This window comes from Nostoc sp. DedQUE04, assembly GCF_034530995.1.
Lineage (GTDB): Bacteria > Cyanobacteriota > Cyanobacteriia > Cyanobacteriales > Nostocaceae > Nostoc.
The window spans coordinates 33182-54056 of the sequence record NZ_JAVRCA010000046.1 but is presented as its reverse complement, the minus strand read 5'-3'; the positions used below and the strand labels follow the sequence as shown (position 1 = coordinate 54056).

The following is a 20875-nucleotide window of genomic DNA, read 5'->3' as shown; positions in this document are numbered from 1 at the left end:
ATCCCCGGTAATCCGGCCGGAATAATGAGGAATATTTTAATTTTATCACGGCAAAAGCTGGCTTTGTCAGTGATGTAATACTTAACAAAACCAGCTTTTTGGAGTAGTGAGTGAAGAAGTGCTGAGTCCTAAGTACTAAGTAAAGTATAAACTGACTGAGGACTCAATAATTTTTTATTTGAAGCGATAGCCAAGACCACCGTTGATGGTAACAGCAGAAGCATCACTATTTTGGTAGGCACCAAGTCCTACTTTAGCGTTAGTGTAGACGAGGAAGTTATTAGCAACTTCCGATTCAACACCAGCACCTACCACTACTGAATCTTTGTTACCTATAGGAGTTGGTGAGCCATCTTTCTCTACAAAAGAATAACCACCAGTTAAATAGGCATTAGTTCTATTAGCGATAGGCACATCCACAGAAACTTCTGGGATAATGGCACTTGTTTTATCACTCCAGAGGACATTACCGCGTGCAGAAAATGGCGTAGTTCCTAATTTCACGCGACCTGTAACATTACCACCAAATGTGGCATCATCGTTGATACCTTGTCCGCCACTGGTAATGCCAGCGGCAACACCAGCACCAACATAGCTAGCATCAGTACCCTTTTTAGTTTCAGCAGAAGCTTGACCAGCTGATAGAACAAAAGGAGCAACTATTAAGGAAGACAATGCAGAAATTGTCACGAAAGACTTGAGTAAGCGTTTCATAATTTTTACCTAAATTTGTATTTTTTACTTGTATATTCCAGGTCGAAAATAAAGTGATAATGTTCCAAATAATTCCCAATTTTTTAATAAAAATTGTTGTGGTTAATGTATAACGCTTACAGGATAACTATCCCTTAAATTGATAAATAAGCTGTTATAATTACATCTCAATGTCTTTACATTCTGTCTGTTTGTTCCCCCAATAGACGCTTTTAAAACTGTCACAATATTTGGAACTAAAAATAAGTCGGGATATGGTAAATAAAATACCCGATTAATAATTTTTGCCTACCTTTTCACAGATGATGAAGTAGGCTGTAACATCTGTTGCAACAAGCTATAGAGGGAATCTATAAAGTTAATTTTGAGCAATTCTTGTGGAGATTGAATAATGCTAACCGCTACAAAAACGTTATCTGGTTTGATGGGTTTATGTGTCGGTGATGCGTTGGGTGTGCCAGTGGAGTTTACTAGCCGTACTGAACGAGTAAAATCTCCAGTGACAACGATGCAAGGTTATGGCACATGGAATCAACCACCAGGAACTTGGTCAGATGACAGTTCCTTAAGCTTTTGCTTGGCAGAATGCCTTTGTCGGGGGTATTCGTTGGATGCTATAGCCAATTCCTTCTGGCGCTGGTATAAGGAGGCTTACTGGACTCCCCGTGGCGATGTCTTTGATATTGGTCAAACTACCCATACAGCAATTATGCGCCTGAAACAGGGAGTTGTTCCCCATCAGGCCGGTGGTAAGGTTGAAAATACTAATGGCAATGGTTCGTTGATGAGAATCTTGCCGATGGCTTATTGTCACAGAAGCTTAACTTTAGCCGAATTGCTGGCGCGGGTGCATGATGTTTCGGCGATTACTCATGCTCATGCGCGATCGCAAATGGCCTGTGGCATTTATATTAGTATTGCAGTGGCGCTCTTAGAAGGCGCTGACCCCCAAACAGCTTATTTACAAGGACTGCAAGATATCCAAACAATTTATTCTGTCCGAGAATTTTTATTAGAGAAGCCGCATTTTGGCAGAATTTTCAGTGGTGAGATTGCCAAGATACCAGTGGAAGAGATTAATTCTGGTGGCTATGTGATTGATACTTTAGAATCATCCCTGTGGTGTTTGTTAAATAGCTCGTCTTATTCTGAAGCTGTACTGAAAGCTGTCAACTTAGGTGGAGATACAGATACTACCGCTGCTGTCACTGGTGGATTAGCGGGAATTTACTACGGGGTGGAAAATATTCCCAAACAATGGATAAATCAAATTGCTCGTAGACAGGACATTATTTACTTAGCAGAACGTTTTGCAAGGGCTGTCTACAGCTAGTTTGGAATTAAAAATTATACCAAGCGTTTGATAACCGGCTTTTCGCAAGTAAAATCAGTTGTAGAAAAGTTTCATACTGGTTGAACAATGCTCACCTCTGCAAAAACGTTGTCTGGTTTGATGGGTTTATGTGTTGGTGATGCATTGGGTGTGCCAGTGGAATTCACCAGCCGCGCTGAAAGAGTAAAATCTCCAGTCATATCGATGCTGGGTTATGGAACTTGGGATGTTCCTGCTGGTACATGGTCAGATGACAGTTCTCTGACTTTTTGCTTGGCAGAATGTCTTTGTGAGGGATTTTCACTGGATGCGATTGCTAATTCCTTCTGGCGCTGGTATCACGAAAGTTACTGGACTGCTCAAGGTGAAGTATTTGATATCGGTAACACCACGTTTTTAGCAATTGTGAACTGGAAACAAGGAACTCCACCCCTGAAAGCAGGTGGTACTAGTGAAAATAGTAATGGTAATGGTTCTTTAATGAGAATCTTGCCGATGGCTTATTGTCACAAAAGTTTATCTCTGGATGAATTGATTGCACGGGTACATCAAGTTTCTTCCATTACCCACGCTCATCTCCGTTCTCAAATGGCCTGTGGCATTTATATTAGTATTGCAGTGGCGCTCTTAGAAGGGGCTGACCCCCAAACCGCTTATTTACAAGGACTACAAGACATTCAAACAATTTATTCTGTGCGGGAATTTTTGTTAGAGAAGCCGCATTTTGGTAGAGTTTTCAGTGGTGAGATTGCCAAGATACCAGTAGAAGAGATTAATTCTGGTGGCTATGTAATTAATACCTTAGAATCATCCCTGTGGTGTTTGTTAAATAGCTCATCTTATTCCGAAGCGGTACTGAAAGCTGTCAACTTAGGCGGAGATACCGATACTACCGCCGCCGTCACTGGTGGGTTAGCAGGAATTTACTACGGGGTGGAAAATATTCCCAAACAATGGATGAACCAAATTGCTCGTAGACAGGATATTATTTACTTGGCAGAGCGTTTTGCAAGGGCTGTCTACACTTAGGTTAGGAGTTAAAAGTTAAGAGTTAAGAATTATGAAACTCTAAACTCCTAACTCCTAACTCCTAACTTCTAACTCTTAAACCGTAGACAAAGAATAGACCTGACCATCAATTAGCAGTCGTGTGATGCCCTTAGCTTGGAGATGAGTCCGAGCCTTATGGAGCATTTTACTATCAGGAACTTTAATCACGCGATCGCGTTTAGTAGAAAAACGCTTGGCGACGCGATGGTTATCAAACACCGGCAGAGTTCTTTGCTGGGTTTCCAGGCTGGGAATTTGTCCCAAATCACCAAAGTCTTTCAGAGGACGGGTAATTAATTCTGAGGAACGGTCAATTACCAAATAGCAAGTTTTGGGCAAATTGGCTATCGACAGTGGTAAAACTTCAACTGATGCTTCACCTGGTCTTCTTCTTGTAACTAAAGGTCTTTGCTCATCCAGGTCATCATCATCAAAGTCTTCTTCCTCAAAGTCGTCATCCTCTAAATCATCATCATCTAAATCATCCAAATCTTCGGATTCGTCGAGCAAATCTTCGCCCAGCATGTGCGCGATAACAGCCGCTCCTGGATGTTCATTCTTTAGGGGTGGGATGGGGATGCTGACTATTTCCGGCGGCTTTGGCTCTGGAGTTTCTAATTTATCTGCTGTGACTCGGAGTTTCGGTTTTTCCGCAGCCGAAGGGCGTCGCCGCACCCGTCTACTAGCGGCGATTGACTCCGCCGTTTCCTCTGAGTACACTTCCTGCTCTACACGAATTATCTTACGTGGTAGTGGCTCAACCTTTGGCACTTCCAAGGGTTGGCTTTCGATGGGTGGAACTTCTATCTCCGGCTCTGGTTCTGGTTGACTCAGCAGTGGTAACTGCTCGTAGCTCACCTGTGCCCTTCCTTCAGGAGTTCTCGCAGCCCGCTTTAAGGAGACTAAGTATTCATACTCATCTTCTGGCAAAGTGCTTTTGAGCAGGCGACTAATTGTCGAATTACTCACACCATAGCGGTCTGCCAAAGTTGAGGTTGTTTCAGCAGTCTCTCGATATAACTTAAGAATTTCTTGCTTGTCAGAGTCTGTTAGTTTTCTCACGGTAGATACCAAAAATCTTTACTAAGCTCGTTTACGTCCGCTGGCACGCCGCGTTCGTCTTAGTGATGCGTCATATTCTAAGGCAGCGCCCATACCAAATAACACTCCACTAAACACCCAAAACACTTCTAATATTTCTCCACTTTGATAATTGGGGCCTTGGGCATATTTAAACCACATATCTGCAATGTAGAGCGAAAAGGCCGCCGCTGCAATCATTCGCCAAGACTGGGAAACTCTTCCCCCCCAAAAGGCTAGTAGCAGAGTGGTAGCAATAATTAACAAAACTACATCGCTAACTACGTAAAACCAATTCAAAATAGCGACTAGCAGTTCTGAGGGTGTTTCTTGTTGCATAGAAATCCACCATGCCAACAAACTACCGAACACTGCAATTGCTAATACAATTAGCCACTGCCATTTTTCCAGATTGATTCGCCTGGAAGCCACAGCTAAAATCATGCCTGCGCCAAGTAATAGATAAGTCAGTACAAAAAATATATCGCCCACAGACACATCCGGTTCATCTTTTAAAACTATTTCGGTATAACCGAAAATTATCCCTCCAACGAAATAAGAAAGCATACCTAGCCCAATTAAGAGCCAAACATTCCGGCCACTGACGATTTGCGGACTCAGCCAGTTCCTCAAGCATAAGATACTGGCACCCAAATAAGCTAAAGCTTCAAAAATATTTGTGCCAATCACATACCACTCGGCTCGGCTTTCTATGCCATCGGCTCCAGGAACTTTGGCACTAAATAACAAAAAGTATAGCAGTGCCAGTACGGCCCAGCCAATATTAGCTAAGACAATGTTCTGAGTAGTGAAAATTGATTTAGAAAGGAACGAATTCTCGTAAGAGTTACTCATAGGACTTGACTATGTAGATGCACTCTGGCAGTATTTTGAGTTAAAGGACTGTATATCTAGCAGTGTGTCTATCAGGTAATACACAATCGGACACCAAAAGCAAGTGCCAGTGGCAGGAATTTTGTGAAAAAATTTCCCTGCTACTGCCATAGTTTACCCAGTGGCGATTGATTTAGCCAAGTGATAAACAGCGATCGCTCGGCTTCTGGCATATCTTCTAGCTTATAAATTACTTGTTTGGTAAAATTAGCATTGCCAAAATAGGCTTTTCCTAATCTATGCAGTTCTTGTAACAGGATAACTACATGGTTTTCTTGCCAATCAGGTATTTTAGCTGTTGGCAAAGGATTAGTAGATACCAGATATTTCACTGCTTCTAAAGAAGATGCTTGGGGAAATTGTTTTTGCTTGAACACCTCCGCAATATCTTTTTCAAATAATGCAGCTTGTCTAGCACCTAAAAACTCTTCAATGTCGATAGAAACACCCTGCAACAGCAAAATACCGGCTTGGATTAAAATCGCCGTTTTGCCATGATTACCTGTGTCACTATCTAGTTGCTCTAAACGGATTTTACCCCAAACACTAAAGCGTTCCGGTTCCTCCAGCAAAACACAGGCTTTACCTCGGTTATCCGTTAATTCTCTCCATAAGGCTCTAGCTTCTTCCTCTTGACTAGCTTTGAAAACACTAATCAAGCGGAAAGTCTGCCCTTGATAACTAAGAATCGGCACCTGCTGATCCTTTTTTGGATGCTGAATGCTTGATATTTCAACATCCTGCCGTTTGAGAATAAACATGGCACTAGCAAATAACTCCTCACAGGGGCACTCTTAATATGGAATATATAATGGCATTTGGCAGTATCGCCAAGGCTGAAATTACCTAGCATACTGTAGGAATGAGCCTCGCGATCGCCAGATTCTTCCCGAAGGTAGCCGCCCAGAGGACGTTAGCGCTAACGGGCAAATAACCCCTTGACAACACAATATATCTAAACCAATACCCCATCTGTTTCGTTTTCAGTGTAGATTGCACTAACTAGCGACTAGCATCTTAGCCTTGCTAGTGGTAAATCTGCAATTTTCGATTGCTTCTTGTTACGTCGAAACGATATAATAGTTAAAATGACTCTTTTGGGAGCCATTATTTTGTTTTGGGCGCGTAGCTCAGTGGATAGAGCCACGGATTTCTAATCCGTTGGTCGCAGGTTCGAACCCTGCCGCGCTCGTTTTAACTTAATACGAACCCTAAAAAAGCCTTTTCATGCTAATTTACCAAATAGGCTTGAGAGTTCATATAAATGCACCACACAAAAGATAAAGGCGATCTAGCAGCTGCTAAAGTGATAGCAGATTTAGTCGAGAAAGAATATTCGGTTTTTGTACCAGTAGTAACTGAACATGCACCCTTTGATTTGATTGCCTACAAAGATGGCAAATGTTACAGAATTCAAGCTAAGTACAGTTGTGATGGCACATTGAAAAATAAAAGCAATTGGGCAGACAAGAATGGTTGTCATGAGAAAAAATATAAATCTGATGACTTTGATTTCTATGGTCTTTATTTGCCAGATATAAACAAAGTAGTATATCCATCAATCACGTTTGGCGGTTGCGGTATCAGGACAACGCCACCTAAATCACCTAATCCTTTTTATTGGTGGGAAGATTTTACAGATTTAACTGAAGTAGCACTTAAGCGAACCTACAAGGAGTTTGGCGTTGACTTAACAACTAGAAAGGTTAACCCAGACTCTAGGATTCATACCAGAAAAGTAGAAAGGCCATCTAAAGAAGAACTAGAAAAACTAGTTTGGAAAAAGCCAACAGCGCAAATTGGGAAAGATTTTGGCGTATCTGATAAGGCTGTAGAAAAGTGGTGTAAGGCTTATGGGATAGAAAAGCCACCTAGAGGGTATTGGGTAAAGAAAGCTTATGGAACAGTAGAAGGACAGTTAACAATCATGACGAAGATTGAAACTTATTGAGTCTACTCAAAAAAATCTAAATAAATGAAAACTTTTTTATATACATCAGATATTCCATCTAATCGGAGTGAGGTTTTAGACTCCCTTAAGGGACTTGTGATACTTAATTTGACTAGATATAGTTGGGAGCCACCTGATAGGGCGGTTCTGGAATACGGCATTGAAGCAAAAGAAGTTTTTTCACTGACAGCCGGCTGTCTTATTATGAGCTTTGACTCAGGGCTAGTTATTGGATATGGAAGTCAACCATCAAAAAACTCAGTTACTATCTGGGTTGAGAAAAACGAGGCTGGTGAAACAAGTGAAGAACTAGCTGAAGAAGATAACGAGCTTTATCCAGTAGATGCAAGAGATGCAGTATACAGTAATAATTTTTGGGCTAGGTTTGTAGGGCAACGTATATCAAATATAACTATTTGAAAAAGAAGTTACAGCAGCGCACTATACGCAGATATTGCAAATGAAATTGGATTACTCCTTGAGGTAGAAGATGGGAGTAGATTTATCGCTTCTCACGGATTACATGACGATTCGGATGATTTTTCGGTAATTCAGGAATCACAGATTGATAATGAAATTCGTAATCAGATCCAAGGACTTTAGAGGAGAAAGTGAAAAAAGGGCGTTGCTCAATAGTAGGATAAATGTCTCTGCGGCTTATACTGAGCCTACAAAATCATAGCCAAATCATAGCCAAAAAAACAACCTGGATATCCTAAATTCTGATCTGATAGTCAAAATAGTCACAAATACAAATAAGATAATTAGCTTTTTAACATTTGAATTCCTTCAAAAGCTTGAAGCCCTTGCTTTTACGTTGATTATTTTATCAATTTAAAAAGCCCGTGACGAGGATTGAACTCGTGACCTCACCCTTACCAAGGGTGTAGCCTAACGGCTGATAATGTAGCCTAGATAAGACTTAACAAGCCTTAACCGTGAAACTTAAGTCAGGTTTAAGGCAAATGAGAAAAATAGAGCCATCCAGGAATAACCAAGGAAGTATTCAGTTAAGATTCAGTGTTAAAGGTAAACGTTATGGGTTTAATCCTGTCCCTGGTGGTAGATTTGACAACAAGAGAGATTTAGATACAGCCTCAGCGATCGCCACACAAATACAAAATGACATCCTAGCTAAGAACTTTGACCAAACACTAGACCGCTATCGACTAACTCCAAAGCAACCTATACAATCCAGTACCCAAGCTTCAAAACCTCTAACGCTTCTAGAACTGTGGGATTACTGGGTAGACAGCCTTAACCTTTCAGTAGCTACCAGACAACATCATTACAAAGCGATTAGGCAGCAGATTATTAAAGCTACCCCAGACTTGATGGACACCACATGGTTAACCCAGTCCGACTTAGCAGCATCGACTTTTAATCAACGCCTGGGGTATTTGAGAAGGTGCTATCGCTGGGCTGTATCAAAAACCCTGGTAACTAGTAACCCTTATGACGAGCTAAAAACCCGTAGAGTGTACGCTAAGTCAATCAAACCCTTTACTTCCAGAGAGATAAAAGTGATTATCCGGGGTTTTGAAGAGTCAGCCATACACTACGCGCCCTTTGTTAAGTTTTTATTGGCTACAGGTGTTAGGACATCTGAAGCCATTGGGTTACGTTGGTGTCATGTGGACTTTGACCAAGGTTTTATAACCATCCAAGAAAGTCTCTCTAGAGACTGGGCCGGTAACGGGTATCAGAGGGTTAGAAAGGAGACTAAAACAGGCGGTAGCAGACATCTGGGAATGACTGATGAGCTACGGCTACTATTATGGTCAATCAAACCTTCTAAACCTGACCAAGATTCCTTAATATTTACTACGGTTCAAGGGAAAACCATAGATGATGGTAACTTCCGAGAGAGGTACTGGGTTAAGGTACTAACTAAAGTCGGCATAGATTACCGAAGACCCTATACAACTCGGCATACTACTGCTAGTCATGCCATAGATCAAGGAACCCCGGTTACTGGGGTGGCATATTTACTAGGGCATAAAGACACCCGAATGGTTATGCAAACCTATGGACATCTGGTTAACCGTCCAGATTTACCTAAAATACCTCTTGGTTAAAATAGGTTTTAGTTAAAATATAGTGCTACCGGAGTTTTAAGGGTTAGCTTGACTATCTTTGTATATCACTGTGATATACAAAACAATGACAAAAGCTAAGACCAAGGATTCGCCTTCTAGTCCTACAGAACCGGATACTAACAGCCTTGACCCCAGGTTAGCCCAAATCATTCAGTTATACACCTTGGGGCAACAGGAATATGATGGTATCCGCGATTATCCCTTGCATGACTCCTTAGCCTTTGAGAATGAAATCCAGTTCTTGATTTATAAACAGGGTTTCGAGGATGCCATTTATGACCAGTCCTTTAAGTCAGAACTAGATGACCCTGAGTTCATGGAATGGCAGCCAGGTAGTGTTTATCGGGGCTGGACGCATAAGGGTAAAGAATACGATCAAGCAGGTTACTGGATCATCAGATGGACTAATAGCCTCGGTCAAACCGGAAGAACCAAAGTAAACGCATAAGGCGATGGCAGCTATGAAAACCAAAAGATTACTTATTACCCTAAATGATGAACTTTACCGCCAACTACTGAACTTAGCTAACCACAATGGACTCTCTATGGCCGCCCAAGTTCGGTACTTTATCAGCCAAAGTAGACAGACAGCAATAAACTAATAACTGATGACCAATAACTGAAACCCCTGAACGTTCTAAGGGAGTTTTTGAGTTATCGGTTTACCTGTACTGGTTATATGCCAAGTAGCAGACTGATTTAAGTAGGTCTAGGCTGGCTTTACTGTCGGCTATCACACGTACAGGGCCGCTAGGTGTTTCAGAATGCCAACCGGGAACTTTCAGAGTATCCTTAGTACCCTTAACTGGCTGAGACAGAAGCTTACCACCATTACAGAAAGATGTGTATGCTTTTACTTCTCTGTAGCCCTTGGCATCCTCTATGGCATAAATGAACGATGTCCACCCCTCCATACCATCATCCTCAGAGTTAGGAGGGTAGTTAGTTAATGCGTACAGTTTAGCCCCATCCTTAGTTACTCCCATTAGGATATTTCTGGCTAGCACAGAGGAACTAGACAGCACTATGGACATCCCTAGTAGCCCAGAGATTATCTTGGTTATCATAAATAGTTTTAAGTACTTGCAGTTACTATGGTAACACTGTTACTTAATACAGCTATATTCGTTACTAGTTATCCTGGGGATACTTGGGGTTCTACTAGGATTTCTATTTTATCCCCCACATTATCTTGGTATGATACCAGATACCATTGCAACCATTTTATTACCTTATATACCTTTAAACTCTAATATCTTTATCTCTCTCTTAGTGGTAGTATCATACCAGATACCAGGTAAGTGATACCAAATAAAACCCAGGTATTATCTGGGTTAATAGGAGGGATGGAATAAGTATTAATGCTTATAGCCTACTCTGGTACGTATAGTTGAGCCTCTATTTTATCTAGTCTATCTAGTATGGATAACTGGGCGGCTGGGTACTCCCCTAGTGCTTGTTGGATAGCCTCTATAATCAACTGGTGCTGAGACTTCCCTGTAATAGCCTTGGCGGATTCTAATAATCCTTTGATATCTTCTGGAAGTCTTAGGAGAGTTGCGTACTTTTTCATAACTATTTAGCTATATATCCTTATATCTATTAAATGTCATTTTTATTCTCTGGTATCTAACTTATGGTATCTGGTGTCATACCAAACACAAGAGGGAGATAAAACAAAAACACTAGTAAGCCACCTACAAAACATAGATAAAAATCTATGAAATCCATAGTATATTGTTATGATTATTATTTTTTAGTATCACGGTATCATACCATTTTAATGAGGGGGATAAAAGAAAAATCTAAGTCTAGTAGGGGTTTCACAGTTAATCTTAGCGATTGTCTTAAATATGACAGACTATAGATAAAATGGTATGATGGTATCATACCAAAATCGAGGGAGGGATAGGAAAAAAATGGCTAACATGACTCTAAGATTAACTGAAGAACTAGAACAGCAGATCAAAGCAGTTATACAAACTACTGGTGCAAGTAAACACCAGTTCATAATAGATGCGATTAAAGACTCATTATCGGGAAAGGTCTATCAGTCCTTAGATGCAGCACAGCAAGTAAAAGAACAGCTAGATGGTAACAGACCTATCACAGAGGTAGCCTTAGATGTTCAGAACGCCTTAGATATGCTACAAGCGCAAATACATAACCTTAAGGAAGAAAATAGAGCCATTAAGGAAGAACTAACCAAGAAGAAAGAGGAACCAGAGCATCAGTTTAAGGAAGGTTATGAGGTAACTAAACAGTCCACTGTTAGGTTTTATATGCTGCTATCCAGTAAGTGTTATGTGCAGTACTGGAGTGAAGACGGCGGTAAGCGGAAAGACAAGTACAGATACCACTATGAGCTAGGTATTATAACCAAAGAAGGCAAAACAAAGACAGGTAGAATGTCCTTTTGGATTATGGATACTGACGTAGAGGAGTTACAAGTTAGCCCAGAGGGTCACTTTATTAGCCCATTAGGTAGCCTTGGTTATGACCAAGAAACCTGGGCCAGAGAGGAAGAAGAAGTTAAGGTTAACAGTGGCAGAGGTAAAGATCCCTATAAGTACAGAGGGGGTGAAGATGCAGAGATTGTAAAAGATTATACTCCCGGCATCACCTCAGAATATTTACATAAAACCTTTAGCATAGATTACAAAGAACTATTTAGTCGGAGAACACTAGACCTCTGTATTGATGGAGTCTGGACGCACTTCATTAAAGATTATGAGGGTATGTGGAGTAAAACAGGTTACTACCAGACCATTGACTACGCATCAAAGGCTAAAGGGGGTAACTAATGGACAATCAGGATTGGGCCACCCAGCCCAGCCCCTTTAAGGGCCAATATCTACCCACTCATAGCCCGATAGCTAGGTGGGTTATGCCTAAAACCTCAGATATGCTACAAGAAACCTACTACTACAACCAAGTAGGACAGCTAGTAAAGGAAGTGTTCAACCAATCAGGTAAAAAGGTTGATGTCAGAATACTAAAAACCAACTTATTTAATAAAATATAGCCCCATAGATTAGCCAATAATAAACCCCTAGAAGGTATTATCCTCTAGGGGTTCTAGGCATTTAAAAATAGTCGTTGAATATAGCCGATAAGTTACTTATGGGTATTTAGTCAGTAAGAAGGGCATGGATAACATAGCGGCTAAGTATGGTCAGAGAACTCGCGCCATCCGTGCCTAAGATGCCCAACAGCGATCAAGAGGTAATCCTACAGACTTACTAATGCATAACCCGGTAGCCCTAGAATCCACAGTAATCCCAGAGGTCACTTAGTTATCTTCTAGGGTTTTTCACATGCGGTATGGTGGTCAACACGCGGTCGATAACGCGTAACTGTTCATCCGTATAAGCATAAGCTTTGTTTTTGTAATCTCCTGCTGGCCCCCTACGGTTAACCCTACGCGGTTTAATACCATATTCCTCTATGAATGCTTTGGCTACACGGATAGCCAGCAAGTGAAAATCACCCTTTGAAACTACAATATTTTCCCTTTCTAAATACTCATTTAAGGTCAGGAGATCCTTGGCGGCTTCCTTGTCTGATTCCCGATATATACTCTTGGCAAAAGCCAAAGCATTACGATTGGGATATGTTATAACGTCCCTAAGCTTTTCTAATATCTGTTCTTTATTCAAGTTATCCAGTAAAACGATCTCATTAGTATTGGGTTTTCCTAGTACTGGCAAGGCGTTTAAATAAACTTGCATGATTTGATAATATATCCTTACTTAGGCTTGTTAAGTATTTACTTTGACTCTGATATACTTAATACTAGCCTGGTTAACCCCATGTGTCTACAGGGTAAAAATGCGTATTCCCCTTATGATTCTGCGATCGCACTTGGGGGAAACTTTTCACCACTTGATGTCCCTTGGGCGCTTAGAGATAACTTGACTGATTATTTATAGAACTTACTTCTATAACTGACATGTCTAATCTGATTCAAATGTCCAGAGACGTTGGTGCAACCGCCAAGGGTAAATGTAGACCCGCAACTAACATCATCAGTATCATCAATGACCAACCGAGGCTACATAAGGACAAGCGCCTAATGGTTCCTATTAGCCATGAAGAACTAGAAGCCGCCCATAGCTTTGCTAGTTCCCTTGGTGTCTCTACTAGCTATCTGGTCAGACAGTTACTCAAGACCGCGATCGAGTCTCAGATGTAAGCTTTGATTATTCTAAAAAACCACAACTATTTACCTAAAACTTTAATATTTTTATGGCAGAAAATCGTATTCAAGTCACTCTAACAGCCCGTGATTTACTATCACCTCAGCTAGGACAAATCAGAAATAGTATTGATGCTATTGGAGCCAGGGCTAATATTCGTGTAGGGCTTAATGACATCCGTAATCTTGGTCAATCCGACTTAGCTAACCTTAAGTCCCGTATGGATTCCTTTAAGTCTCTAGGGGCTAATCTAAGCCCGCCAGATAGTTCCCAAGGATTCCTGGGGGCTGCACTATTTGGCTCTTTGGGAGCCACAGCGATCGCCCAAGGTATTCAAATGGTTGGTTCAGGTATCCAGGCAGCGATCGGAAGTATCCAGTCAGCCGCTAGGATGCAAATAAATGATTTAGCGCTGGCCGGGAACCTAGCAACGCAGTTAGGCGTTAACTTCGGAAAAGCCAAGGGGTTAGTTGCTGATACCTCTATTGAGATATCCAAAATGGCTGAGGCATTACCAGGGGAAAATGCTGATTACAATGCTATCTTTTCTCAGATATCTGCTACGGTCGCAGGAAACGCTAGGGGTGATTTGGGTAAGTTCAAAGAAGATGCTATGGAGCTAACCAAACGCTTTGGGGTTCTATCGTCCATCCGTGGGCTTGATGCTAACCAATCAGGGTCAGCAGTCAATAGGGCGTTAGCCGGAACTATGGGGTTATCCGAGGTATTTCAGATCGATATTTTCCAGAAATACCCAATGCTTCAAAGTAGCGTCAGAGATCAGCTTAAAGCCATTGGTAAAAGTACTGAAGACTGGAAAAGTTTATCTAATGACATGAGATCCAAGATACTACTAAAGGGCGCTAGGGGTGCGGTTTCTGATGATACTATCGGGGCTTTTAGCGGTACGGTGGACTCAATGATTGCCGAGGCTAAGTCAACGTTATTTGATGAACGGCGAGGTATCTTTGGGTTCCTAAGAGGTCTGGAGTCAATGGGGGGTCGGTCAGCCCTTGATAGCGTTCAAGGTTCCATGATGTCCTTTAAAGGTTTACTGGAGTCCTTGGGGGCTATGGGTAATCGCTACGGGCTAACCTTAGACCCGATGGCTGGCGTAATCAAAGTAATGGACTGGTTCAGTGATTTGTCGGGAACTATTAATGGTGTACTAAACGGTGAAAATAGTAGTACCTTAACTTCATTTTTAACCAATACCACTACAGGGTTCTTTGAGGGTTTTAACAACTTAATAAACCTGGGACTTAAAGGCATTTCTAATACTAACTGGGGTAGCTTAGGTAAACTAATAGGGGTCTATATAGGTGACGGGTTTACTAAGATTTTCACTAGGACAGACTGGGGCGCTATATCTCAAATACTTATCCGAAGTTTGCAAGGTCTGGGTGACTTTACCCTAAGTTTCATCATGGGAGCCGTTGAAGGTAACTTCAAAGAACTGGCTGATGCATTCAATAGGGTTAAGGAAACTATTATGTCTTGGGCTGATGGTTTATTAACTGCGTTTAAGAAACCAGGGGACTCCATGAACAACTTTGTCCAACAAGTACAAAAAGATCCTCTAAGCGCTGTTGGGAATGTATTAGGCGGCATCGCGGGTCGTTTAAACCCTTTAGGTGACAACGGGGTTGTCGGAGCATTAAAAAACGGAGGCGGAATCATCGGAGGAATGCTGAATAAGCCATCGGAGACTACAGCAACTCCTTTTAGTACCCCTGTGACCTCTGGAATACCTAGTAATACCCTTGGGGTTCCTCTGAATATCCCCAAGACTCCTGACGCCAATAAGCAAGCATTTGTAGCACCTAACGTAATCATCAATGGCACACAGATGCAAAGTCCCCAAGAAATCGCTAATGCTGTAATGGGAGCGATCAACGAGGCTTACGGAAAGTTTAAGGAGGGAAGTTTAGCTTAACCAAGATACCTGTAATATTGCTGTTTGACTTTGGTTGACTTAATAAGTCATAAGGACAGAGGCATTACCAATGGAAAGGACTAAAAAAACCAAGCAAACAGCAGTTAGATTTGACCAAGCTACCTGGGAATGGTTAGAGCAAGAATCCCTAATAACTGGTAAGACACCCTCGGCGTTACTTAGGGAAGGTGTTGAGTTACTCAAGGCTGAAGGTAAGGTTACTGTCTGACCTGAAGGCACGGTTTGAAGCTTCGGGGGTTGCCTATCCTTCTATGAAGGCTCAGACAGCCACAGGGATTAGACAAGTCCCACTTAGGGGTATTGAAGTTAACCAAACAGCCAACAGATGAAGCTAGGGGCACATGGGTAATACAGCGTAAAAGTCAACTAATGTTTGACTGAATCTAGGAAACTCAATGTTTCCCTAGATGGCTAAGATTATCAAATCAGGTCGAGTTAAAAGCTTCAGTCCCTATAAGCACCCAAGGGGGGTAAACGGGAGATTCACAGAAACCCCAGACGCACCCAGGGCTACCCGTGGGGATGCTCGGAGGCAATCAAGGGTACTCAAGTCATCTAAAAAGGCTGCGGAGGTTCACCAAGAACGCCTTAAGGTTCATCAGGGCTTATCAGATGAACAAAGGAAGCGATTAGAGTTTTACCGAGGTCTTAATCCTGAGCAACGGGAAAGGCTTCTAGAAGTTTTAAAGGCTAGGAAAGCACAGTCAGAGTCCACTGTAACCCCCGAAGCACCTCCAAGAAAATCTAAGAAATCGCTAACGCAGACTGAGGTCATTAAGCAGTCTAGGGTTCTTCAGGGGTCTAAAAAAGCTGCTGAGGTCTTACAGGCACGGAAAGAAGCTAAGGGACTCCAGCGATCGCACACTAATACTGCTGGGAAGTATTTAGCGGCTAATCCCGATCACTTAAGCGTCAAAGGTAATAGATTAGCCATTTGGGATGGTAAGCCAGAGCTAGCTAAGGCCCAAGGCGGTTTTAAGACCAAGAAAGTTAAGGACTTTGAATACTCAGTAGAAGTAGATGGTAAACAGGTAGTTCTCAACCGGAACACCAATATGCACGAGTATATGAGGGATAGGATTTATGGTGTTCCATCGTTATCGCCCAGACTGGCTTCTATGACCCCCGTGCAACTAGCTGACGGGTTAGCTAAGTACATGACCAAAGTAGAGACTAAGGATAGCACTGTACCTGACTGGCTCCCCACATATCACGGCAAAGTGGACAAGACTCTAACTCCTAAAGGCTATGGCAAGATGCAGCAACACCACGTCCATCAGTGGGCTAAAGTACCTTTAGACACCGTTGTTAAAGATTATGAGTCTGGCAAAATAACCTTAGATGAGGCTAAGGCACAGACACAGGCTATCCTAAGCAGGGAAACCAAAAAGACCAAATCGGGTAGAACTGTTGAGGATTGGGTATTAAACCCTGCGGATAAGGGACAGCGATCATTTGTGGTGCTGCCTGGGGGACTACACGATATTAGTAACAGGAAGATGTACTTAGCTAATCACCCTATGGGTATTGATGTAGACGCTAGCGAGTTCAAGTTAAGGAGCTATAGATTACCTGAGTTTGGTGATTCTGGTAGACGTTGGCATTCTGATACTTTTCGTCCAGGTTCATGGACTGAAATCTACCGTAGGGAATCCTATGTGATTTTGGGGGAACTAAACCGTAGAGTAGCCAAGGGAGAAGTAACCCATCAGGAAGCCCAGAAGCTATTCAGGGAAGGACTAGACAAGGTGGACAAGGCTAATAAATATCGGTTACAATATACTAAGAGCCAAGGAAGCTAAGGTTAACTTTATATGAAAACATTAGACGTAACGTTTACACTAACTGACGGCTCCAAAGTAGAAATACAGTCTTTAGAACAGATTGCTGAGGTACGACCCTTAGATGACGACGATTACAGGGACGCAGAGGTATTTGAAGTCAACTTAATAGACGGTAGTACTTACGAAGTCGATTATGTAGAGTCAGATGGCAATGCTAGGACTATATTATGGCAAGCCGTTGAGCCAGACTAGACATCATCCAGCACACCTAAGCACATTAGTAATAATACCAAGTACTCAAAGACCTTAGATAAAATCTTGGGTCTTTTGTTGCGATCGCAGGAGATAAAGCAGTTATTCTAAAAATATGTAAGGCTTACAAAATGGGCTGGGAGATTCTTAAGAGCGCTTAGGACTCAGAAGATTATGAGGGACATTAACATTAACCCCATAGACAATAATGGAAGTATTCAGCTAAAGTTTAGTTTTTCTGGTAAGCGTTATAGTTTTAATCCCATACCTGGGGGCGACTATAAAAACAAAAGGGATTTTAAAACAGCACAGGCGATCGCTACCCGAATAGAAAATGATATCCTGGCAGATAACTTTGATAAAACCTTAGACCGTTATAGGTTGATCCCTAAAGCCCCAAAGGTGGAATATTTAGTAGACCTCTGGGATCTTTGGGTGGACTTTTTAGGTCTTCCAGAGCGTACACTGGCTAATCATTATCGCTACGTGCGACAGATGATAGCCAAGGTTAACCCTAAAGTATTAGATACTAAATGGGTCAAACAATGGGATTTATCCCCCAGGACGCACCGCGATCGCCTGGGAATGATTAGGGCTTGTTGTAACTGGGGAGTAGCTAAAGGCTATTTGGATGCTAACCCCTACTACGGCATTAAGCCACCCAGGAAAGTCGCCAAGGAAATCCAACCTTTTAATAATGAAGAGATTAAGAAAATCTTAGAGGGCTTTGATAGCCTTTGTCCGCACTATGGCCCATTTGTACGGTTCCTGTTAGCCACTGGAGTTAGGACATCCGAGGCTATTGGGTTGCAGTGGAAACACATAGACTTCACCAGAAATGAAATCGTAATAAAGGAAAGTCTGTCTAAAGACCTTTTAGGTAACGGCTACACTCGAATCCGTAAAGAGACTAAAACGGGAAATATAAGATATCTTAATATGTCTGAGGGTCTTCGAGGACTTTTGTTATCCCTTAAGAAGCCTGGGGACACCCCGGATACCTTGGTATTTACAGCACCTAGAGGTGGCACGATAGATGCCGACAACTTCCGTGAAAGGTGTTGGTTGAAAGTCTTAGAAGCTCAGGGGATATCCTATAGGCAACCGTATACTACCAGACATACAATGGCATCTCATGCCATAGAGCAGCATATATCCTTAACCGGACTGGCCTACTTACTAGGGCACACGGATACTACAATGGTAATGAAAACTTATGGGCACATGATTAACAGACCGGATTTGCCTGATATTCCCATCTGATCTGGTAAAAATATAACCATTGTGGTATCCGCTTAATCTCCCAGGAATCCTGAGAGATTTTTCTATGACTATCAAAAGACTACTTAGTACTCCTAAGTTATTAAGATACGTCTAAAATACAGTGATATTACTGCTGTAACCACTAGTTATATTAGTTATATTGGTTATATCAAAAGGAGGAAACAAATGTCGAAGGGGATAACAGTTAGGTTTAAAGATTTGGAGTATGAGGAACTTAAAAAACTACATTTTGAGTACTGCCAAGAAGTGGGCGAACTGATACCCCTTAATACCTACATGATTATCAAGCTACTCGCGCCTAACGTCAAAAATACTCCTTAATGACCGTAAAACAATAAGCGCCCTCTGATTGCAGTCAGAAAAGCGCTCTAAATCCTTTAGTAATGTCCACAAAACCAAGGAATCTCTATTATGACACAGATTACCCAAGTTACGCCAGGAACCCAAGTAACCTCCTCAGCATCCACCCCAGCTACTTGTAAGACCTATATTCCAGTAGTTGAAAAGGTTCTCGACAGAATCTTAGAAGCTATGGAAGCGGCTGGCTGGGACTGGGACGGTACGATCAACACGGTGGATGACTTCTACAGATCAAACCCCAATGAGATTGGGGGTGATTGGGGTAAACTGACGCCTAAGAAGAGGTCTAGAGTAATCTACGTTATGTACATTTATGCCATCTAACCCTTGGCGATCGCCTTACTAGGTATCTGATGGATTCTGGAGGTAGGCTTTGGTAAAACTCAGTCTACCCCAAGAGGCTTTGAATGATTGCCAGGCGCCTTAAAATGTCCTATGCTTAAGGCAGTTTTAAGGCAGATTAAGTCAGTTTAGCACTGCTAAGTATTTCTGCAAAAAGCCCGTGACGAGGATTGAACTCGTGACCTCACCCTTACCAAGGGTGTGCTCTACCACTGAGCCACACGGGCAAAAGATAACTTCTGTTTTTTAGTTGTAAGTTACAATGCTGGGAGCTTTGCTCTTAACCCAGTCATTATAACTTATAACTTCGTAAGTGGTGGGCCGGGCTGGATTTGAACCAGCGTAGGCGCTAGCCAACGGATTTACAGTCCGTCTCCATTAACCACTCGGACACCGACCCGATTTGTCTCACGATTTAAAATCTTAGCACTATGTTTTAGAAATTGCAAGTGATTGGAAAAAATAACTTGTCGGTAGAGATCGCAACAAAACTGCGTCTCTACCATCTAGATAAAAAATACTGGTTACACGCTCATCTCCAGCATTCGTTGCATTGGTCGCAGTGCAGCAAGGCGAATATCCTCTGACATGGTAATTTCGGGAGTACGATTTTTCATTGCCCAGTAGAGCTTTTCTAAGGTGTTTAACCGCATAAACGGACATTCGTTACAAGCGCAATTATTCATCGGCGGTGCAGGAATAAAATGCTTGTCAGGAGCTAATTTTTGCATTTGGTGAATGATTCCCGGCTCTGTAGCAACGATAAATTCTTTCGTGGGGCTATTTTGACAATATTTGAGTAAAGCTGCTGTGGAGCCAATAAAGCTGGCGTGGCGCAATACACTACTTTCACATTCTGGATGTGCGATCGCCTCTGCTTCTGGGTGGGCAATTTTTAACTGAACAATTTTCTTTTCCGAAAAGGTTTCATGGACAACACAGCTACCTTGCCATAGCACCAAATCTCGTCCTGTCTGTTCCATCACATACCGCCCCAAATTCCGATCTGGGGCAAAAATAATTGGCTGTTCTTTCGGTATCTGCTGCACAATTTTTACAGCGTTGGAACTAGTACAAATAATATCGCTTATCGCCTTGATATCAGCAGAACAGTTGATGTAAGACACTACCAAATGATCTGGATGCGCTGCTTTAAAAGCTGCAAACTCCTCTGGTGGACAACTGTCTGCTAAAGAACAACCAGCATCCAAATCTGGTAAAAGTACTAATTTATCGGGATTAAGTATCTTTGCTGTTTCTGCCATGAAGTGAACGCCAGCAAAGACAATTACATCCGCATTAGTTTTTTCGGCGGCTCTTGCCAGTTGTAATGAATCACCTATAAAGTCTGCAATATCCTGAATATCTGGCTCTTGATAATAATGTGCCAAAATAACGGCGTTGAGTTCTTTTTTGAGACTCTGAATCGCGGCAAACAAATCTAGTGGTACACCCAGTTGGGTGTTTTCTCGTTGAGCTAGTGCAGTAGTAAACACAGTTTAGGGGTGCTTTATGTTGCAAATGTATGTCCTGTGGATTCAATTATAGTAGTTTTTACCAAAAATAGTGGACGGTT

The 20875-nt window shown here is 42.0% G+C and carries 25 protein-coding genes and 3 tRNA genes; 18 read left to right on the top strand and 10 right to left on the bottom strand.

Annotated elements, in window-relative coordinates:
- Window positions 1-174 precede the first annotated feature (174 nt).
- Window positions 175-714 carry an outer membrane beta-barrel protein gene (locus RM049_RS26235; RefSeq protein ID WP_322706242.1) on the bottom strand — a complete coding sequence of 180 codons (540 nt, stop codon included), beginning with the start codon at window positions 712-714 and terminating at the stop codon, window positions 175-177.
- A gap of 391 nt (window positions 715-1105) precedes the next feature.
- Here RM049_RS26235 and RM049_RS26230 point away from each other — a divergent pair, with 391 nt between their 5' ends.
- Both RM049_RS26230 and RM049_RS26225 read left to right on the top strand, forming a co-directional pair.
- Window positions 1106-2047: an ADP-ribosylglycohydrolase family protein gene (locus RM049_RS26230; RefSeq protein ID WP_322706241.1), complete on the top strand. Its 942-nt coding sequence runs from the start codon at window positions 1106-1108 to the stop codon at window positions 2045-2047.
- A gap of 87 nt (window positions 2048-2134) precedes the next feature.
- Window positions 2135-3076: an ADP-ribosylglycohydrolase family protein gene (locus RM049_RS26225; RefSeq protein ID WP_322706240.1), complete on the top strand. Its 942-nt coding sequence runs from the start codon at window positions 2135-2137 to the stop codon at window positions 3074-3076.
- Window positions 3077-3151: 75 nt separating this feature from the next.
- Here RM049_RS26225 and RM049_RS26220 read toward each other — a convergent pair whose 3' ends face one another.
- The 3 genes from RM049_RS26220 to RM049_RS26210 all read right to left on the bottom strand — a co-directional run bounded on the left by RM049_RS26220 (window position 3152) and on the right by RM049_RS26210 (window position 5832).
- Window positions 3152-4159, bottom strand: coding sequence for a transposase (locus RM049_RS26220; RefSeq protein ID WP_322669654.1), 1008 nt, complete (start codon window positions 4157-4159; stop codon window positions 3152-3154).
- A gap of 21 nt (window positions 4160-4180) precedes the next feature.
- Window positions 4181-5032 carry a hypothetical protein gene (locus tag RM049_RS26215; protein WP_322706239.1) on the bottom strand — a complete coding sequence of 284 codons (852 nt, stop codon included), beginning with the start codon at window positions 5030-5032 and terminating at the stop codon, window positions 4181-4183.
- 140 nt (window positions 5033-5172) lie between these two features.
- Entirely contained in the window at window positions 5173-5832 is a 660-nt protein-coding gene (locus RM049_RS26210; protein WP_322669652.1) for an Npun_F0813 family protein, read from the bottom strand.
- A 358-nt stretch (window positions 5833-6190) separates the two neighbouring features.
- Here RM049_RS26210 and RM049_RS26205 point away from each other — a divergent pair.
- The 6 genes from RM049_RS26205 to RM049_RS26180 all read left to right on the top strand — a co-directional run bounded on the left by RM049_RS26205 (window position 6191) and on the right by RM049_RS26180 (window position 9723).
- Window positions 6191-6263 (top strand) — tRNA-Arg (locus RM049_RS26205).
- Window positions 6264-6335: 72 nt separating this feature from the next.
- Window positions 6336-7022 (top strand): group I intron-associated PD-(D/E)XK endonuclease, encoded by a 687-nt coding sequence (locus tag RM049_RS26200; protein ID WP_322687630.1) that lies wholly within the window; start codon window positions 6336-6338, stop codon window positions 7020-7022.
- A 24-nt stretch (window positions 7023-7046) separates the two neighbouring features.
- A complete protein-coding gene (locus RM049_RS26195) occupies window positions 7047-7442 on the top strand; it encodes a hypothetical protein (protein ID WP_322687629.1) in 396 nt (131 codons plus the stop codon).
- Window positions 7443-7987: 545 nt separating this feature from the next.
- Window positions 7988-9100 carry a site-specific integrase gene (locus tag RM049_RS26190; protein ID WP_322706238.1) on the top strand — a complete coding sequence of 371 codons (1113 nt, stop codon included), beginning with the start codon at window positions 7988-7990 and terminating at the stop codon, window positions 9098-9100.
- 85 nt (window positions 9101-9185) lie between these two features.
- Window positions 9186-9569 carry a hypothetical protein gene (locus RM049_RS26185; RefSeq protein ID WP_322706237.1) on the top strand — a complete coding sequence of 128 codons (384 nt, stop codon included), beginning with the start codon at window positions 9186-9188 and terminating at the stop codon, window positions 9567-9569.
- Between the two features lie 13 nt (window positions 9570-9582).
- The gene (locus tag RM049_RS26180) at window positions 9583-9723 is read left to right on the top strand and encodes a hypothetical protein (RefSeq protein WP_322706236.1); all 141 of its coding nucleotides are present in this window, start codon (window positions 9583-9585) and stop codon (window positions 9721-9723) included.
- Between the two features lie 60 nt (window positions 9724-9783).
- Here RM049_RS26180 and RM049_RS26175 read toward each other — a convergent pair whose 3' ends face one another.
- Window positions 9784-10188 (bottom strand): hypothetical protein, encoded by a 405-nt coding sequence (locus tag RM049_RS26175; protein WP_322706235.1) that lies wholly within the window; start codon window positions 10186-10188, stop codon window positions 9784-9786.
- Between the two features lie 305 nt (window positions 10189-10493).
- A complete protein-coding gene (locus RM049_RS26170) occupies window positions 10494-10694 on the bottom strand; it encodes a hypothetical protein (protein WP_322706234.1) in 201 nt (66 codons plus the stop codon).
- 346 nt (window positions 10695-11040) lie between these two features.
- On the opposite strand from RM049_RS26170, the gene RM049_RS26165 reads away from it, so the two are divergent.
- Together RM049_RS26165 and RM049_RS26160 are read left to right on the top strand one after the other, a co-directional pair.
- Complete coding sequence (locus RM049_RS26165; RefSeq protein ID WP_322706233.1) at window positions 11041-11925, top strand: hypothetical protein; 885 nt, start codon at window positions 11041-11043, stop codon at window positions 11923-11925.
- Between the two features lie 83 nt (window positions 11926-12008).
- A complete protein-coding gene (locus tag RM049_RS26160; RefSeq protein ID WP_322706232.1) occupies window positions 12009-12146 on the top strand; it encodes a hypothetical protein in 138 nt (45 codons plus the stop codon).
- Between the two features lie 271 nt (window positions 12147-12417).
- Here the strand turns inward: RM049_RS26160 and RM049_RS26155 are convergent, their stop codons facing one another.
- Window positions 12418-12852, bottom strand: a complete 435-nt coding sequence (locus tag RM049_RS26155; RefSeq protein WP_322706231.1) for a hypothetical protein — start codon at window positions 12850-12852, stop codon at window positions 12418-12420.
- Window positions 12853-13073: 221 nt separating this feature from the next.
- On the opposite strand from RM049_RS26155, the gene RM049_RS26150 reads away from it, so the two are divergent.
- From RM049_RS26150 to RM049_RS26115, 8 genes are all read left to right on the top strand, one after another.
- Window positions 13074-13316 (top strand): hypothetical protein, encoded by a 243-nt coding sequence (locus tag RM049_RS26150; RefSeq protein ID WP_322706230.1) that lies wholly within the window; start codon window positions 13074-13076, stop codon window positions 13314-13316.
- A 53-nt stretch (window positions 13317-13369) separates the two neighbouring features.
- A complete protein-coding gene (locus RM049_RS26145) occupies window positions 13370-15256 on the top strand; it encodes a hypothetical protein (protein WP_322706229.1) in 1887 nt (628 codons plus the stop codon).
- Between the two features lie 70 nt (window positions 15257-15326).
- Window positions 15327-15485 carry a hypothetical protein gene (locus RM049_RS26140; RefSeq protein WP_322706228.1) on the top strand — a complete coding sequence of 53 codons (159 nt, stop codon included), beginning with the start codon at window positions 15327-15329 and terminating at the stop codon, window positions 15483-15485.
- A 199-nt stretch (window positions 15486-15684) separates the two neighbouring features.
- Window positions 15685-17079 (top strand): hypothetical protein, encoded by a 1395-nt coding sequence (locus RM049_RS26135; RefSeq protein WP_322706227.1) that lies wholly within the window; start codon window positions 15685-15687, stop codon window positions 17077-17079.
- A gap of 12 nt (window positions 17080-17091) precedes the next feature.
- The gene (locus RM049_RS26130) at window positions 17092-17313 is read left to right on the top strand and encodes a hypothetical protein (RefSeq protein WP_322706226.1); all 222 of its coding nucleotides are present in this window, start codon (window positions 17092-17094) and stop codon (window positions 17311-17313) included.
- Between the two features lie 174 nt (window positions 17314-17487).
- Window positions 17488-18576 (top strand): site-specific integrase, encoded by a 1089-nt coding sequence (locus tag RM049_RS26125; protein ID WP_322706225.1) that lies wholly within the window; start codon window positions 17488-17490, stop codon window positions 18574-18576.
- Between the two features lie 186 nt (window positions 18577-18762).
- Entirely contained in the window at window positions 18763-18918 is a 156-nt protein-coding gene (locus RM049_RS26120; RefSeq protein ID WP_322706224.1) for a hypothetical protein, read from the top strand.
- Between the two features lie 90 nt (window positions 18919-19008).
- On the top strand, window positions 19009-19281 hold the full coding sequence (locus tag RM049_RS26115; RefSeq protein WP_322706223.1) for a hypothetical protein: 273 nt from the start codon (window positions 19009-19011) through the stop codon (window positions 19279-19281).
- A gap of 173 nt (window positions 19282-19454) precedes the next feature.
- On the opposite strand, the gene RM049_RS26110 is transcribed toward RM049_RS26115, so the two are convergent.
- The 3 genes from RM049_RS26110 to nadA form a co-directional block, all read right to left on the bottom strand.
- Window positions 19455-19526: transfer RNA gene (locus RM049_RS26110), tRNA-Thr, on the bottom strand.
- An 87-nt stretch (window positions 19527-19613) separates the two neighbouring features.
- Window positions 19614-19699: transfer RNA gene (locus RM049_RS26105), tRNA-Tyr, on the bottom strand.
- A gap of 124 nt (window positions 19700-19823) precedes the next feature.
- A complete protein-coding gene (gene nadA, locus RM049_RS26100; RefSeq protein ID WP_322706222.1) occupies window positions 19824-20795 on the bottom strand; it encodes a quinolinate synthase NadA in 972 nt (323 codons plus the stop codon).
- Between the last annotated feature and the right edge of the window lie 80 nt (window positions 20796-20875).

Coding starts and splice junctions, on each gene's coding strand:
- RM049_RS26195 (WP_322687629.1), top strand. CDS start 7,047: ATGAAAACTTTTTTATATACATCAGATATTCCATCTAATCGGAGTGAG.
- RM049_RS26225 (WP_322706240.1), top strand. CDS start 2,135: ATGCTCACCTCTGCAAAAACGTTGTCTGGTTTGATGGGTTTATGTGTT.
- RM049_RS26175 (WP_322706235.1), bottom strand. CDS start 10,188: ATGATAACCAAGATAATCTCTGGGCTACTAGGGATGTCCATAGTGCTG.
- RM049_RS26135 (WP_322706227.1), top strand. CDS start 15,685: ATGGCTAAGATTATCAAATCAGGTCGAGTTAAAAGCTTCAGTCCCTAT.
- RM049_RS26120 (WP_322706224.1), top strand. CDS start 18,763: ATGTCGAAGGGGATAACAGTTAGGTTTAAAGATTTGGAGTATGAGGAA.
- RM049_RS26145 (WP_322706229.1), top strand. CDS start 13,370: ATGGCAGAAAATCGTATTCAAGTCACTCTAACAGCCCGTGATTTACTA.
- RM049_RS26170 (WP_322706234.1), bottom strand. CDS start 10,694: ATGAAAAAGTACGCAACTCTCCTAAGACTTCCAGAAGATATCAAAGGA.
- RM049_RS26125 (WP_322706225.1), top strand. CDS start 17,488: ATGAGGGACATTAACATTAACCCCATAGACAATAATGGAAGTATTCAG.
- RM049_RS26165 (WP_322706233.1), top strand. CDS start 11,041: ATGGCTAACATGACTCTAAGATTAACTGAAGAACTAGAACAGCAGATC.
- RM049_RS26190 (WP_322706238.1), top strand. CDS start 7,988: ATGAGAAAAATAGAGCCATCCAGGAATAACCAAGGAAGTATTCAGTTA.
- RM049_RS26210 (WP_322669652.1), bottom strand. CDS start 5,832: ATGTTTATTCTCAAACGGCAGGATGTTGAAATATCAAGCATTCAGCAT.
- RM049_RS26150 (WP_322706230.1), top strand. CDS start 13,074: ATGTCTAATCTGATTCAAATGTCCAGAGACGTTGGTGCAACCGCCAAG.
- RM049_RS26115 (WP_322706223.1), top strand. CDS start 19,009: ATGACACAGATTACCCAAGTTACGCCAGGAACCCAAGTAACCTCCTCA.
- RM049_RS26235 (WP_322706242.1), bottom strand. CDS start 714: ATGAAACGCTTACTCAAGTCTTTCGTGACAATTTCTGCATTGTCTTCC.
- RM049_RS26215 (WP_322706239.1), bottom strand. CDS start 5,032: ATGAGTAACTCTTACGAGAATTCGTTCCTTTCTAAATCAATTTTCACT.
- RM049_RS26140 (WP_322706228.1), top strand. CDS start 15,327: ATGGAAAGGACTAAAAAAACCAAGCAAACAGCAGTTAGATTTGACCAA.
- RM049_RS26180 (WP_322706236.1), top strand. CDS start 9,583: ATGAAAACCAAAAGATTACTTATTACCCTAAATGATGAACTTTACCGC.
- RM049_RS26185 (WP_322706237.1), top strand. CDS start 9,186: ATGACAAAAGCTAAGACCAAGGATTCGCCTTCTAGTCCTACAGAACCG.
- RM049_RS26130 (WP_322706226.1), top strand. CDS start 17,092: ATGAAAACATTAGACGTAACGTTTACACTAACTGACGGCTCCAAAGTA.
- RM049_RS26230 (WP_322706241.1), top strand. CDS start 1,106: ATGCTAACCGCTACAAAAACGTTATCTGGTTTGATGGGTTTATGTGTC.
- RM049_RS26160 (WP_322706232.1), top strand. CDS start 12,009: ATGCCTAAAACCTCAGATATGCTACAAGAAACCTACTACTACAACCAA.
- RM049_RS26155 (WP_322706231.1), bottom strand. CDS start 12,852: ATGCAAGTTTATTTAAACGCCTTGCCAGTACTAGGAAAACCCAATACT.
- RM049_RS26200 (WP_322687630.1), top strand. CDS start 6,336: ATGCACCACACAAAAGATAAAGGCGATCTAGCAGCTGCTAAAGTGATA.